This is a genomic window from Bifidobacterium mizhiense, assembly GCF_020884755.1.
Classification (GTDB): Bacteria; Actinomycetota; Actinomycetes; order Actinomycetales; family Bifidobacteriaceae; genus Bombiscardovia; species Bombiscardovia mizhiensis.
Map to the genome: position 1 here is coordinate 69,181 of NZ_BPWE01000002.1, position 13,382 is coordinate 82,562.

Sequence of the window (13,382 nt, forward strand, 5' to 3'; positions counted from 1 at the left end):
CAGAGTACAGGATCGCAGAGACGAGCCAGGCCTAGTCTGACCTGGTCAAACTTGCCCAGGCGGATCGTAAACCTCATCCACGCCATGGCCGTGCCCGAACCCATGCTGTCACCCACCGTCGGCATCCTGAACAGCAGCTCTTTCACCAAGTCCATCAACATGACCCTGGTGGCCATGCTGGTCTATCTGGTCTTCTGAAACGACGGGTCAGGAAAGGTCACAACCATGAAAATCATCATTGCACCCGACTCCTTCAAAGGCAGCCTGACCGCCAAGGAGGCTGCAGAGGCCATCGAACGCGGATTGCGACGCAGCCCCCTCAAGGCCGAAACGGTCCTGGTGCCCATGGCCGACGGCGGCGAGGGCACGGTCCAGTCCCTAGTCGATGCCACAGGAGGCCATATGATCCAGACCCAGGTCACCGGACCTCTGGGCCAGACTGTCACTGCCAGATACGGCATCCTGGGCGACGGACGGACAGCCGTCATCGAGATGGCCGCAGCCAGCGGCATCCAGTTCGTCAACGAACAAACCCGCGATCCGCTGGTCACCACCACCTACGGCACTGGCGAGCTGATCAGCAAAGCCCTGGACCAGGGCGCGCAGGAGATCATCGTCGGCCTGGGCGGCTCGGCCACCAACGACGGCGGCGCCGGTATGGCCCAGGCCCTGGGAGCCCGGCTCCTGGACGCTGAAGGACATGAGCTGACCCAGGGAGGAGCAGCACTGGCCCGGCTGGACCGGATTGATATCTCCGGGCTGGATCCCCGTTTGGCCCGCACCCGCATTCGTCTGGCCTCGGACGTAACCAACCCCCTGACCGGCCCCGAAGGTGCCTCGGCCGTCTTCGGCCCGCAAAAGGGGGCGGACCCATCCATGGTGGCCACCCTGGATGCGGCCCTGGCCCACTATGCAGCCGTCATTCGCAAAGATCTGCACCGGGAGGTGGAGACCAGACCGGGCGCAGGAGCCGCCGGAGGTCTGGGCGCAGGCTTCCTGGCCTTCACTCCGGCCGTCATGGCCTCGGGCGTCAATATTGTCGTAGAGACCACCCATCTCAAGGAGCTGGCCCGCGACGCCGACCTCTGCTTCACCGGCGAGGGCGGCATCGACTTCCAGACCGGTTTCGGTAAGACTCCCATGGGCACAGCCCAGGCCGTCAAGGAGTCCTCCCTCGGCTGCAAGGTCATCGCCCTGGCAGGCAACGTGGGCGCAGGAACCGAAGAGCTCTACAAGGTGGGCATTGACGCCATCTTCAGCATCAGCCCCGGGGCTGTCAGCCTTGAGGATGCCATGGCCAAGGCCGCCGACAACCTCGCCGCAGTGGCTGAGAACATCGGCAGGCTCCTGTCCTGATCCGGCTCTTGGATTAACAGAACAACTAAAGGGGCTCCGGATGCCTTGCGCACCCGGAGCCCCCTGTAATCTGTTCGGCATAACCTTCAGCAGCCATGCCGAACAGTTGGAAGTGATCAGTCGAATTCGGTGATAACCGAACGAATGACCTCGCCGTTGACCAGCTGCTTGTAGGCCTCGTCGATCTGGCTCAGCTTGATGTGCTGGCTGACAATGTCATGCATGTTCAGCCGTCCGTCCACAGCAAAGTCGGCATACATGGGGATGTCGTGCTTGATGTTGGTGGAGCCCATCCACACGCCCTTGAAGCCGCGCTGGTGGACCAGCAGGTCAGCCGGGTTGATCTCCAGCGAGACCGTGGCATCCGGCTTGGTCAGGCCGATCGGGTAGGCGGTGCCGCCCACGCCCAGCATGTCCCAGGCCTGCTTCATGGTGACGGGCAGACCGATGGCCTCGAAGGCCTGATCTACGCCTCCGTCAGTCAGCTCGCGCACCTTGGCCACAGGGTCCTCGTTCTTGGAGTTGATCACGTCGGTGGCGCCGAACTTGCGGGCGAACTCTAGCTTGTTGTCCAGCAGGTCGATGGCAATGATCCGCTTGGCGCCGCAAATCCGGGCTCCTGAAATGATGTTCAGGCCGATGCCGCCGGTACCGATAACGGCCACGGTGTCGCCGGGGCGCACATGGGCGGTGTTGATGGCCGCTCCTGCTCCGGTGATGGTGGCGCAGCCGATGCAGGCGGCTTCATCCCACTTGACCTCGTTGTTGACCACGGCCAGCTGGTTCTCGTGAATCAGGGCCTTCTCGGCGAAACCGCCGGTGCCGAAGGCCTGAGTGATGGGTCGACCGTCAGGGAAGGACAGGCGGGGCTTCTCGCCCGCGCCGCGCACGCACTCCTGCTGCTGAGTGCAGGACTGGGGCTGGCCCTTGAGGCAGTTGGCGCAGTGTCCGCAGACCTGCTCCAGGGAGGCCACCACGTGGTCGCCCACCTTGATGCCGGACACCTCGGGGCCCACGGCCTCGACGATGCCCGAGATCTCATGGCCGATCACGGCCGGGAAGGGGAAGAATTTGTCGTCATCTTCGACCAGATGCAGATCCGAATGGCACAGACCCGAGGCCTGCACATCCACCAGGACCTCCGCGCCAATAGGGTCGTCAATGATGATTTCCTCGGGCTGGGCAAAGCCCTTGCCGATGCCATAGGCAATCGACGCCTTGATCTTCTGAGGCATAAAGCATCTCCTAATCACCATGCCGCTACCGGCCTCATGCCAGGCAGGGCAAAACAATGTTGAACACTGCGCTGTGGCCACGGTCATCCTCAATGTATGCACCGCTGCCGCAGACCACTTTCATGCTAGCAGGAAAGAGGGGTCAATCAGCATTTAGACTGGCCCGGTAAGAGGCCTCCGGCGTTTCCTCGACGGGGGCTCCAAGCATCCATAGAATGGGCTTCATGTGTGGACGATTCGCGGCTGACCTGGACTACTCCAGTCTGGCCCAAGACTATGGTGCCCGGCAGGCTCCGGGACTGCCCAAGCCCTCATGGAACATCAGCCCCGGGTCGGTCATCGCCCTGGTGGCCCAGGACCGACATGGGCAACGGCACCTGCATACGGCCCGCTGGAACCTGGTCCCCTCCTGGTCGGACACCGATCAGATGTCTTATCCCACCCACAATGCCCGGGTGGAGAGCGCCCTGACCAAGCGGACCTACGCGGACTCGGCCAAAAGTCAAAGGGCCATCATTCCGGCCAGCGGCTACTACGAGTGGACACCAGACCACCAGCCCTACTACTTCCAGACTCCCGACGGCCACACCCTGAGCATCGCAGGCCTCTACTCCTGGTGGCGTGCCAGACCTGGCCAGCCCTGGCTGCTGACGGCCACCATCCTGACGACACAAGCCACGCCAGATGCCGCCCGGGTACACGATCGGATGCCCCTGCTGATCACTGAGGAAAATCTGGATTCCTGGCTGGATCCGAGCATAGAAGGCAAGGAGATCCTGCCCAAGGCCGTGGAGCCTGGCCGCCATGCCTCTGAGACACTGACCATGCACCCGGTGGCACCCCTGAAGGGTGACGGACCGGAACTGACTGAGGATATAGCCCTGGATCAGAGGGTCAAGAAAATTTAAAGGATTCGCAGAATTCAGAGGGTGAAGCCCAGCTCCCGCGCCGCCTCGGTGGGTACCGGGTCGTAGGCCCAGTACTCGCTCAGGTTATCGTCGGAGGACAGGCTGCGGATCTCGGCCTTGTCAATGTAAACCTCGCCTGACAGATGGTCGGTCTCATGCTGGAAGATGCGGGCCGGCCAGCCGTGCATGTGTTGGCGGTGCTTGCGCCCGGAACGATCCTCCCAGCTGGCAGTAATGTCCAACCAGCGCCGCCGGACCGCTTGGAATCCTTCCAGTGACAGGCATCCCTCGTAGAAGGCCGCGGTCTCCTGCCCTATAGGCTCATAGGAGGGGTTGATGATGACCCTGAAGGGCAGCTCGTCGATCTGACGCGGATCATCCTCGTCGTCGCGGACATGGTCCTCGATGACCGCGATGGCCAGACCCAGGCCCACCTGGGGTGCTGCCAGCCCTACGCCTGGCGCCTCAAGCATGGTGGCGCGCATAGCCTTAAGCAGCCTGTTCAGAGTCTTGGCTGCCAGCTGACCCTGGTAGGGCTGAGCCTGCTGGCGCAAGACGGGCTCGCCCATCTGCACAATAGGCAAGAGCTCTTCTTTGCCGGCCTCGGCCAGCATTGATTCCACCCGGTGGTTGAGATCGGCGTCGAAGGCCGCCTTTCTGCCGAACATGGATGATTCCGCCTTTCCTGGGTCGTCGGTTCAGATGGCCAGCTCGTCGGCCACGACTGAGGCCAGCCGCTGGCAGACCTGGTCGGCCTGCTCCTGGGTGGCCGCCTCGACCATGACCCTGACCAGGGGCTCAGTGCCCGAGGGTCGCAACAGGACCCGGCCGGTACTGCCCAGCATCCGCTCCTCAGCCTCGACCGCATCCTGAACCTTGGCGTTGGTACGGGCCGCGTTCTTGTCCACACCGGGCACGTTGATCAGCTGCTGGGGCAGCTGGGGGAAGTCGGCGGCCAGTTCCTTGAGGCTCTTGCCCGAGCGCACGACCTCCTTGGCCAGGGTCAGGGCCGTCAGGGTCCCGTCACCTGTGGTTGCGAACTCCCGGTTGATGACGTGCCCGGACTGCTCGCCGCCCAGGGTGTAGCCTCCGCGCAGCATCTCCTCCAGGACGTAGCGGTCGCCCACAGCCGTCTGCACGGTGACGATTCCCATCTCTTTCAGGGCCAGCTTGAGCCCCAGGTTGCTCATGACCGTGACCACCAGGGTGTCGTTGGCCAGCTTGCCCTCGCGCTGCTTGGCGCGGGCCAGGATGCCCATGATCTGATCGCCGTTGACCATGTGACCCTCTTCGTCCACGGCCAGACAGCGGTCGGCATCCCCGTCGAAGGCCACGCCCATGACCGCATCCGAGGCCTGGACCATGGCCTGCAACTGCTCGGGGTGGGTGGATCCGGCGTGCTTGTTGATGTTGTAGCCATCGGGAGAGGCGTTGATGACCACCACGTCCGCACCGGCCCGGCGCAGGGCCTCGGGGGCTACCACCGAGGTGGCCCCGTTGGCGCAGTCGGCCACGATCCGCAGACCGTCCAAGGGCTTGGGCTGGGTTTTGTCGGGGGCGACAGGGGCAACTGCTTCAACAAGGTGGTCAATGTACATGTTGGTGGCGGTCACCGTGTCATGGGAGACGCGGCCCACGCCCTCGCCCACCGGGCGCTCCCAGTCCTGGCCCAGGACCGATTCGATGTCGTCCTCCTTGGAATCCTGGAGTTTGAACCCGCCCCGGGCGAAGAACTTGATGCCGTTGTCGGGCATGGGGTTGTGTGAGGCGGAGATGACCGCCCCCATCTCCACGTTTAGCACGCTGGTCAGATAGGCGATGCCGGGAGTAGGGATGATGCCCACATCGATCACGTCAAAGCCGCCCGATGACATACCGGCAGCCAGGGCCGAGGCCAGAAAGTCCCCGGAGACCCGGGTGTCGCGACCGATCAGGGCCCGTCGGCGACCTGCGGACCGATCCGCGCCACGGCCCAGGACCCGGACTGCTGCATCGCCCAGATCCAAGGCCAGCTGTGCAGTCAGGTCTCTATTGGCTAAACCGCGTACACCATCGGTACCGAATAATCTGGGCATTTGCTCTCCTCCGAACGTACCATCCTGCATGCAGGCAACAGATTCATTATGGCCCCGCCCCTGACCCGTCGCCACCCGGGCCAGGGCGGGCAGAATACTCAGCGCAAGCGCTCGTTGTATTCGCGGACCTTGAGGATGCGCCTGGAGGACTCCGTGTTCTGGATGATCATCCCTCGCAGGGCCTTGGGGGCCTCGGCGTGGTCGGCCAGCCAGGCGTCACCCGCCTTGACCAGGGCGGCCGGGTCGGCCTTGGTCGGGTAGAGCCCGCCTGCCGACAGGGGGTTGAGCAGGGTCTCTGCGATGTGGAAGGTCTTCTGTGCCCAGACCTCGTCCACGGCTGCAAAGAAGCGGTCCACGTAGGGCTCGAAGAGCTCCTGGTCACCCGAGCCGGAGAAGCCGTCGGCCAGGGCCTCGATCTGCGAGTTGGTCAGATCCTCGTTGTGCAGGGCCTGATCCCAGGCCCAGGCCTTGGCCTCAGCCGTCGGACGGGCAGCCCGGGCGCCCATGGCGAACTCGCGGTTCTCCGTGGTGTCTTTCGCGGCCAGCTCGCGGTCGATCTCACCGTCAGCCAGCAGGTCGTGGGCAGACAGGGCGTGGATGATCAGCCAACGGGTGTTGTTGTCGATGGTCAGTCCCTCCAGCTTCAGGTCGCCGCTCAGCAGGCCGCGGGCGTGATCCTCGAAGTCGGCGTCGTCCCCGTAGCCCAAGTAGGCACGGACCAGCTGGAACTGCTCATCGGAGCCGGGCTGGGCCTTCATAGCCAGATCCCAGAGCGTGCTGGCCACCAGTTGCAGTATGGGCTGGCGGCGACGGGAGGCGGTGAAGTGGTGGGCGGCCGTGGAAATCTGAGACAAGGCATAGCGGAAGGTGGTGGACTGGTGCTCGGTGGCCAGGGCCTTCAGGCTCAAGCTGATGAAGCGCTCAGCCGGGAACTGCACATCCCGGGTCATGTCCCAAAGGCTGAGCCAGACCACGGCCCGGGCCAGGCGGTCCTCAATCCGGTAGAGGTTCTGCGTGGCATACTCCAGGGAATCCTGGTCCAGACGCAGCTTGGCATAGGTCAGGTCGTCGTCGTTGATCAGGATCAGGGCCGGACGCTTCTTGCCAACGACTTGTGGCACCTCGGCTCCCTGGCCGTCCAGATCCAGTTCGAAGCGGTCTGTACGCACCACCTTGCCGGACTGGTCCTCGTCATAGAAGCCCACAGCCAGGCGATGCGGACGTAGGACCGGATGCTCCTCGGGGGCGGTCTGGTCGATCCGCATGGCGGTGATGGTCCCCTGCTCGTCGGTCTGCACCTGGCTGGTCAGCGTGGTGATGCCGGCCTCCTCAAGCCAGAGCCGGGACCAGTTGCCCAGGTCGCGGCCGCTGGTCTTCTCCAGCTCGGTCAGCAGGTCCTTCAGGGTGGCGTTGCCGTGGGCATGAGCCGTCAGATAGTTGTGGATGCCCTGGAAGAAGCGCTCACGGCCCACGTAGGCGACCAGCTGCTTCAAGACAGAGCCGCCCTTGGCGTAGGTGATGCCGTCGAAGTTGACCTCGGTATCATGCAGGTCGCGGATGGGGGCCACCACCGGGTGAGTGGTAGGCAGCTGATCCTCGGTCAGGGCCCAGCTCTTCTCGCCGGAGCAGAAGGTGGCCCAGTCGTCGGTCCACTCGGTGGCCTCGGCGGTGGCCAGGGTCGACATGAACTCGGCGAAGGACTCGTTCAGCCACAGGTCGTTCCACCACTTCATGGTCACCAGGTCGCCGAACCACATGTGGGCCAGCTCGTGCAGGACGGTCTCCACACGGCGGTTGATCTGGGCCCCGGTGGCCTTGGACTCGAAAACGTAGGAGTCGCGGAAGGTGACCAGGCCGATGTTCTCCATGGCGCCCGCGTTGTATTCGGGCACGAAGATCTGGTCATACTTGGCCCAGGGGAAGGGCAGGTCCCAGGTCTTGGCGTAGAAGGCGAAGCCCTTCTTGGTCACGTCGAAGAGGTATTCGGCGTCCCCGTCCAGGGAGTCCTTGAGCGCCTGCCGGCAGTACAGGCCCATGGGGATGGTCCGTCCGTCCTCGTTCTGGTACTCGCTGGTCCACTGTGCGTAGGGTCCGGCGGCGAAGGCGGTCAAGTAGGAGCTCATGACCGGGGTGGTCTGGAAGACCCAGCGGGTCACACCCTCAGTGCGTCCACCCTCCAGGGTTCCCTCGGCGGTGCGGCTGTCCAGGTCCTGATGGGAGGCGGGAGGCATGTTGGACAGAACCGTCCAGGATGCCGGGGCATCCACGGTGAAGTCGAAGACGGCCTTGATGTCCGGCTGGTCGAAGACCGCGTAGACCCTGCGAGCGTCGGGCACCTCGAACTGGGAGTAGAGGTAGACGTTGCCATCCGAGGGGTCCACACTGCGATGCAGACCCTCGCCTGTGCGCGAATAACGGCAGAGGGCCTCCACCCGCAGCTGGTTGTGCTCGCGCAGGTCCTTAAGCTCAATCCGGTCATCCCGGAAGGCCAGGGCCGGGTCCAGACGCTGGCCGTTGAGCTCGATCAGGCTGACCTGGTCGGCGATTAGATCCACAAAGGTGGACTCCCCCGGTCGGGCATCAAAGTCGATCAGGGCTGTGGAGGGGAAGGTTACAGGCCCCTTGGTCAGGTCCAGGTTGACCTTGTAGCTGACATTGGATACGACGACGGCTCGCTCTTCGGCTTCCACACGAGTCAGATTGGCTCCGGGCATGAATTTCCTTTCGCGCATGGATGTCGGTGCCCCCACCGGCATCGGCATAGGTTCTGTATGGATATGGCAAGTCAAGTCTAATGCGGTCACCAGCCGACGGGCCAGCGGGACGGTTTCCCTCTTTTCTGACGGCGCAGTCTGGACGGGAATAGTCGGGCCTTCAGGCGGTTGGTCATGGTCGATGCCTCACGAATCTGGCAGAAAGGGAACGCCATGCAGGTCCGGACCGGGTTTACCACACAGCAGCTCAACATGCTCTGCCAGTATTCCTACGGGATCGGTCGAGGAGATGTCAAGACCCGGCCGGGCCTGCACTGGTTCGAGGATCCGGCTCTAGGCAGCTACTGGGTGCTTCGCTCTCGCTACTGCCCTGAAAACGGCTTCGAGGGGATGATCGCCGCCCAAGGCCTGGCGGATGGTCCGGACTATGCCCATTTGGTTGTGGTCTATGCAGGCACCAACCTGCGCGACGACCCCCGCCACGACATCCATGCCGCGCTGACCTGCTTCCTGCCGCCGCTGAACGGGGAACCGGGGCAGACGCAGCAGGCAGGCATCCTGGCCAGGCAGGCACTTGACCTGGCACGACGCAAGGCGGGAACCGAACGCGGGGTGCTCTTTACCGGGCATAGTCTGGGCGGAGGCCTGGCCCTGATCCAGGCAGCAGAGCATGACCTGCCTGCCAGAGTCTTCTGCGCTGTCGACCCCTGGCGGGTGCTTGACCAGGAGCAGCGTCAGCGGATGGCCCGCCACTACGGGGACGGCAAGTTCCTGGACTATCGTCTTGGCAACGACCGGGTGACCGGAACCGCCAACCGTCTGCTGAGCGGACAGGCTGACCGCAGTGCCTGTGTGGTCTGGTGCGGCAAGGGACCCAGCAGGTTCGGACACTGGCTGGGCGACTTTGACTTCGACCAGGGTGGCGAGGTCCTGGCCAAAACTCCTGTTACCGTGACCGCATATCCGCGGTAATATGGGAATTAGGCGGTCTCCAATGAGGGAGCGTCACCCGCCCGCAGGGATGTCATGTTGGGAATTCAACTTCGTCCGTGCAGGATCTACACGCATATCAGAGAGGATATACGATATGAAAGCATTGATGTACTACGGCAAGGAAGATGTACGTCTGGAGGATGTGCCCGAGCCTGAGCTCAAACCGGGAACCATCAAGATCCACCCCGCCTTTACCGGCATCTGCGGTTCCGACCTTCACCTTTACTATGACGGCGAGCAAAACGGCGGCAACTCCAAAGATACCCCGCACCCTCTTTCCGGGGAGACCCTGCCGGTAGTCTTCGGCCATGAGATCTCGGGCACCATCGAGGCCATTGCCGATGATGTGCACACCGACATGAAGGTGGGCGATTCCGTGGTAGTCGAGGCCGAGATGGCCTGCGGAGAATGCCCAGCCTGCAAGGCCGGCAACTACAACGACTGCTCCAAGCTGGGCTTCATCGGCATCAACGGCTGGGGCGGCGGCATGAGCGAGCACATGGTGGTGGCCGCCGAGCGCGTCTTCCCTGTGGGCGACCTGCCCCTGGATCAGGCAGCCCTGATCGAACCCTTCTCAGTGGCCTACCACGCCGTTCGTCTGATCCACACCGAGCCCGGGCAGACCGCCCTGGTCGGCGGAGCAGGACCTGTCGGCCTGCTGCTGGGAACCGTGCTCAAGGCCAAGGGGCTCAAGGTCATCATGTCCGAGCTCTCCCAGGCCCGCAAGGACAAGGCCCTGCAGTCCGGTGCCGCTGACCTGGTCATCGACCCCAGCAAGGAGGATCTGCTGGAGCGGGTCAAGACCGAGACTGATGGCCGTGGCGCCGATGTGGCTTTCGACGCGGCTGGCGCCGGACCAGTGGTCCACCAGCTTCTGTCGGCACTCAAGGCCCAGGGCAGCCTGGTCGTCGTGGCCATCCACGTCAAGCCCATCAGCCTAGACCTGACCATGGAGATGGGCTTCGGCGAGAAGCTGATGTCGGGGTCCATGGGATACGCCAACGATCATGCCGATGCCATCAAGCTCATCCATGACCGGAACATCGACCTGTCCACCTTCATCACCGATAGGATCAAGATCGAGGACATCGTGGACAAGGGCTTCCGGCCGCTGCGTGAGGATGCGGAAAACCACGTCAAGATCATCGTGAGCATGTAAGCGCTCCCTTTTACTGATAACACTGAAGGCTCCGGCCGTCCATCTGGGCGACCGGAGCCTTCCGTATCAGTATGCAGGCAGTGGCGTCAGTCCTGCTGCTGCACGTCGGTGGCGATGTCGGCCACCACGGGCACGATCATGGGCCTGCGGTGCAGCTTGCGGGAGATCCAGCCGCCCAGGGTGCGGCGCATCATCTGCTGGAGCTGGTAGGTGCCGGTGGTGCCCTTGGCCATGGCATCCTCAAGCTGATCGACTATCTGGGCGTTGATGGACTTGAACTCGCTCTCGTCCTCGGCCACGGCATTCAGGTAGAGCTTGGGGCCGGAGACAACCTTGCTGGTCTCGGTGTCGACCACGGCGAAGGCGGAAACGAAGCCTTCGGTGCCCAGAATCCGGCGCTGCTCCAGCTCGTCGTCGGTCAGCTGACCCACGGAGTCGCCGTCCACATAGACGTACCCACAGGGCACTGATCCGACCACGGCAGCCTGGCCATGGTAGAGGTCCACCACGTCGCCGTCCTCGGCCAGAACCACGTTCTGTGGATCCACGCCGGTCTTGACGGCAATCAGACCGTTGGCCACCAGGTGCCGGTTCTCACCGTGGATGGGCATGGCGCACTTGGGCTGCACGATGTTGTAGAAGTGCAGCAGCTCGCCCTCGTCGGAGTGGCCGGAGACATGGATGGCCGCGTTGTCGCGGTTGACCACCTTGGCGCCTAGGCGCACCAGCTTGTTGATGACCTTATAGACCTCATGCTCGTTGCCGGGAATGAGCGAGCTGGCCAGAATGACCGTGTCGAACTCGTTGATGGTGATGTCACGGTGGGTCCCGTCGGCGATGCGGCCCAAAGCCGCCATGGGCTCGCCCTGGGATCCGGTGCACATGTAGACGATCTTCTCGTCCGGGATGCTGTGGGCATCCTTAAGGTCGACCACAGTGTCCTCGGGCAGGTGCAGGTAGCCCAGGTCGGAGGCGATGGACATGTTGCGGACCATGGACCGGCCGGCGAAGACCACCTTGCGACCGAACTTGTGGGCGGCATCGACCACCTGCTGCACCCGGTGGACGTGGCTGGAGAAGGAGGCCACGATGATCTTGCGCTGGGCCTCGGCAAAAGCCTTGTCCAAGGCAGGAGCGATGGAGATCTCGGGCTTGACGAAGCCGGGGACCTCGGCGTTGGTGGAATCGACCATGAGCAGATCCACACCGGACTCGCCCAGCTTGGCGAACTCCCGCAGGTCGGTCAGCCTGTGATCCAAAGGCAGCGGGTCGATCTTCATATCGCCGGTGTCGATGATATGACCCGCAGGAGTGCGCACCGAGACAGCCAGGGCGTCAGGAATGGAGTGGGTGACAGCCACAAACTCCAGGTTGAAGGGGCCCACCTTAAGCTTGTCGCGGCCCTTGACCTCAACCTCGGTGGGCTTGAGATGATGCTCCTCACACTTGGCGTCAACGAACCCTAGGGTCAGCTTGGAGCCGATCAGAGGGATATCCGGACGCAGCTTGAGCAGGTAAGGCACGCCGCCGATATGATCCTCATGCCCATGGGTCAGCACCAGAGCATCCACCTGATCCAGCTTGTCCTTGATATAGCTGAAGTCAGGCAGGATCAGGTCCACGCCCGGCTGCTCCTCCTCCGGGAAGAGCACGCCACAGTCAATCAGCAGAATGTGACCGTTATACTCGATCACATTCATGTTCCGACCGATCTCACCCAGACCACCCAGGGGGACGATGCGCATGGAACCCTTACGGTACTTGGGGGGCGTCACCAGACGCTGCTCGGCCTGAGTACCCTTGCCGCGGGCGATGGCGCCGTTGCGGCGGTTGCGGGACTCGCCCCGGGACCTGCCTGACCCCTGCTTGCCGTTCTTGGAGGAGGACCGACGATTTCTACTCTTGCCGGTCGTATTTGATTCTTCTTGTTTTCTTGCCATTCTCACTTGTGTTTCTATTATCTGTACCCCCGTCTGATACAGGGGCGACGCTTGGTTGCTTGTCAGGAACGCATCAGCCCTGCGGCCTTCATGCCTTTCTCGGCTTGGATCAGCTGGTCCTTGCCAGGCCCAAGATTAGGGAGCCTCATCGTCGTGCTGTCCAAGACGCCGGCCACTTTCAAAGCAGCCTTGGCCATTACCGCCTGCTGCCCTTGGCCGTTCAGAGCCTGGACCAGCGGCGCCAAGGCAATCGACAACCTCTGTGCCCCTTTCAGGTCGCCTTGATCGAACCGAGTCGCCAGGTCCTGCATAGGACCACTGGCCACATGGGCCATGACCGATATGATGCCGACGGCACCCAAGGCCAGGAAGGGCAGGTACAGCCCGTCATCGCCGGAATACCAGATCAGCCCCGTCTCCTTGCGCTTGATGGGAACGGCGGCCAGATCACCAGTGGCATCCTTGACCGCCTCGACATGCGGCAATTCGGCAAGACGACGGTAGGTATCCACAGTCACGTGCAACCCGGTGCGGCCAGGTACATCGTAGAGCACAATGGGACGATCCACAGACTGGCAGACGGACCTGAAATGCGCTACAACCCCATCCTGGGAAGGTCTGGAGTAGTAAGGCATGACCACCAGGAGCGCATCCGCCCCGGCTTCCTGGGTCATCTCGGCCATGCGGACCGTATGAGCCGTATCATTGGAGCCTGCACCAGAGATGACCGGCACGTCCACCGAATCCTTTACGGCTCGCACCAAATCGACTTTTTCTTCCATGTGGGTGGCCGGAGATTCGCCAGTGGTGCCGTTGACCAGCAACCCATCCGCCCCATCAGCGACAAGCCTGCGGGCCAGTTTGCCAGCGGCCTCAAAATCCACGGACCCGTCATGGTTCATAGGGGTGACCATGGCCGGCACGACCCGCCCAAACGGGGCCTTGTCCAACAGATGGGTTTGAAGCTCAGACATACTTCAACGCTACTTGCAGATGGGGACT

General features: G+C 63.0%; 11 protein-coding genes. 5 read left to right on the top strand and 6 right to left on the bottom strand.

Annotation, left to right across the window (positions count from 1 at the left end; translation table 11 throughout):
- Positions 1–51: 51 nt before the first annotated feature.
- Complete coding sequence (locus tag LPC22_RS03855; RefSeq protein ID WP_229132452.1) at positions 52–198, top strand: hypothetical protein; 147 nt, start codon at positions 52–54, stop codon at positions 196–198.
- Between the two features lie 27 nt (positions 199–225).
- Positions 226–1,356, top strand: coding sequence for a glycerate kinase (locus tag LPC22_RS03860; protein WP_229132454.1), 1,131 nt, complete (start codon positions 226–228; stop codon positions 1,354–1,356).
- Between the two features lie 116 nt (positions 1,357–1,472).
- Here the strand turns inward: LPC22_RS03860 and LPC22_RS03865 are convergent, their stop codons facing one another.
- Positions 1,473–2,591 (bottom strand): zinc-binding dehydrogenase, encoded by a 1,119-nt coding sequence (locus LPC22_RS03865; RefSeq protein WP_229132456.1) that lies wholly within the window; start codon positions 2,589–2,591, stop codon positions 1,473–1,475.
- Positions 2,592–2,815: 224 nt separating this feature from the next.
- Here LPC22_RS03865 and LPC22_RS03870 point away from each other — a divergent pair, with 224 nt between their 5' ends.
- Positions 2,816–3,499 (top strand): SOS response-associated peptidase, encoded by a 684-nt coding sequence (locus LPC22_RS03870; protein WP_229132458.1) that lies wholly within the window; start codon positions 2,816–2,818, stop codon positions 3,497–3,499.
- Between the two features lie 14 nt (positions 3,500–3,513).
- Here LPC22_RS03870 and LPC22_RS03875 read toward each other — a convergent pair whose 3' ends face one another.
- The 3 genes from LPC22_RS03875 to pepN form a co-directional block, all read right to left on the bottom strand.
- Entirely contained in the window at positions 3,514–4,167 is a 654-nt protein-coding gene (locus LPC22_RS03875; RefSeq protein WP_229132460.1) for a peptide deformylase, read from the bottom strand.
- A gap of 30 nt (positions 4,168–4,197) precedes the next feature.
- Positions 4,198–5,574 (bottom strand): phosphoglucosamine mutase, encoded by a 1,377-nt coding sequence (gene glmM / locus LPC22_RS03880; protein ID WP_121914464.1) that lies wholly within the window; start codon positions 5,572–5,574, stop codon positions 4,198–4,200.
- Between the two features lie 98 nt (positions 5,575–5,672).
- Positions 5,673–8,288 carry an aminopeptidase N gene (gene pepN / locus LPC22_RS03885; protein WP_229132462.1) on the bottom strand — a complete coding sequence of 872 codons (2,616 nt, stop codon included), beginning with the start codon at positions 8,286–8,288 and terminating at the stop codon, positions 5,673–5,675.
- A 174-nt stretch (positions 8,289–8,462) separates the two neighbouring features.
- Between pepN and LPC22_RS03890 the strand changes: the two genes are divergently transcribed.
- Positions 8,463–9,260 (top strand): Tle-like phospholipase domain-containing protein, encoded by a 798-nt coding sequence (locus LPC22_RS03890; RefSeq protein WP_229132464.1) that lies wholly within the window; start codon positions 8,463–8,465, stop codon positions 9,258–9,260.
- Positions 9,261–9,375: 115 nt separating this feature from the next.
- Positions 9,376–10,440 carry a 2,3-butanediol dehydrogenase gene (locus tag LPC22_RS03895; RefSeq protein ID WP_229132466.1) on the top strand — a complete coding sequence of 355 codons (1,065 nt, stop codon included), beginning with the start codon at positions 9,376–9,378 and terminating at the stop codon, positions 10,438–10,440.
- A gap of 86 nt (positions 10,441–10,526) precedes the next feature.
- Here LPC22_RS03895 and LPC22_RS03900 read toward each other — a convergent pair whose 3' ends face one another.
- On the bottom strand, positions 10,527–12,380 hold the full coding sequence (locus LPC22_RS03900; protein WP_229132467.1) for a ribonuclease J: 1,854 nt from the start codon (positions 12,378–12,380) through the stop codon (positions 10,527–10,529).
- 62 nt (positions 12,381–12,442) lie between these two features.
- A complete protein-coding gene (gene dapA, locus LPC22_RS03905) occupies positions 12,443–13,354 on the bottom strand; it encodes a 4-hydroxy-tetrahydrodipicolinate synthase (protein WP_229132469.1) in 912 nt (303 codons plus the stop codon).
- Positions 13,355–13,382 lie beyond the last annotated feature (28 nt).

Bases quoted from the DNA above. Each gene is read 5' to 3' on its own strand.
- dapA (WP_229132469.1), bottom strand. From the start codon at position 13,354: ATGTCTGAGCTTCAAACCCATCTGTTGGACAAGGCCCCGTTTGGGCGG.
- LPC22_RS03860 (WP_229132454.1), top strand. From the start codon at position 226: ATGAAAATCATCATTGCACCCGACTCCTTCAAAGGCAGCCTGACCGCC.
- LPC22_RS03865 (WP_229132456.1), bottom strand. From the start codon at position 2,591: ATGCCTCAGAAGATCAAGGCGTCGATTGCCTATGGCATCGGCAAGGGC.
- LPC22_RS03900 (WP_229132467.1), bottom strand. From the start codon at position 12,380: ATGGCAAGAAAACAAGAAGAATCAAATACGACCGGCAAGAGTAGAAAT.
- LPC22_RS03875 (WP_229132460.1), bottom strand. From the start codon at position 4,167: ATGTTCGGCAGAAAGGCGGCCTTCGACGCCGATCTCAACCACCGGGTG.
- glmM (WP_121914464.1), bottom strand. From the start codon at position 5,574: ATGCCCAGATTATTCGGTACCGATGGTGTACGCGGTTTAGCCAATAGA.
- LPC22_RS03870 (WP_229132458.1), top strand. From the start codon at position 2,816: ATGTGTGGACGATTCGCGGCTGACCTGGACTACTCCAGTCTGGCCCAA.
- LPC22_RS03895 (WP_229132466.1), top strand. From the start codon at position 9,376: ATGAAAGCATTGATGTACTACGGCAAGGAAGATGTACGTCTGGAGGAT.
- pepN (WP_229132462.1), bottom strand. From the start codon at position 8,288: ATGCCCGGAGCCAATCTGACTCGTGTGGAAGCCGAAGAGCGAGCCGTC.
- LPC22_RS03890 (WP_229132464.1), top strand. From the start codon at position 8,463: ATGGTCGATGCCTCACGAATCTGGCAGAAAGGGAACGCCATGCAGGTC.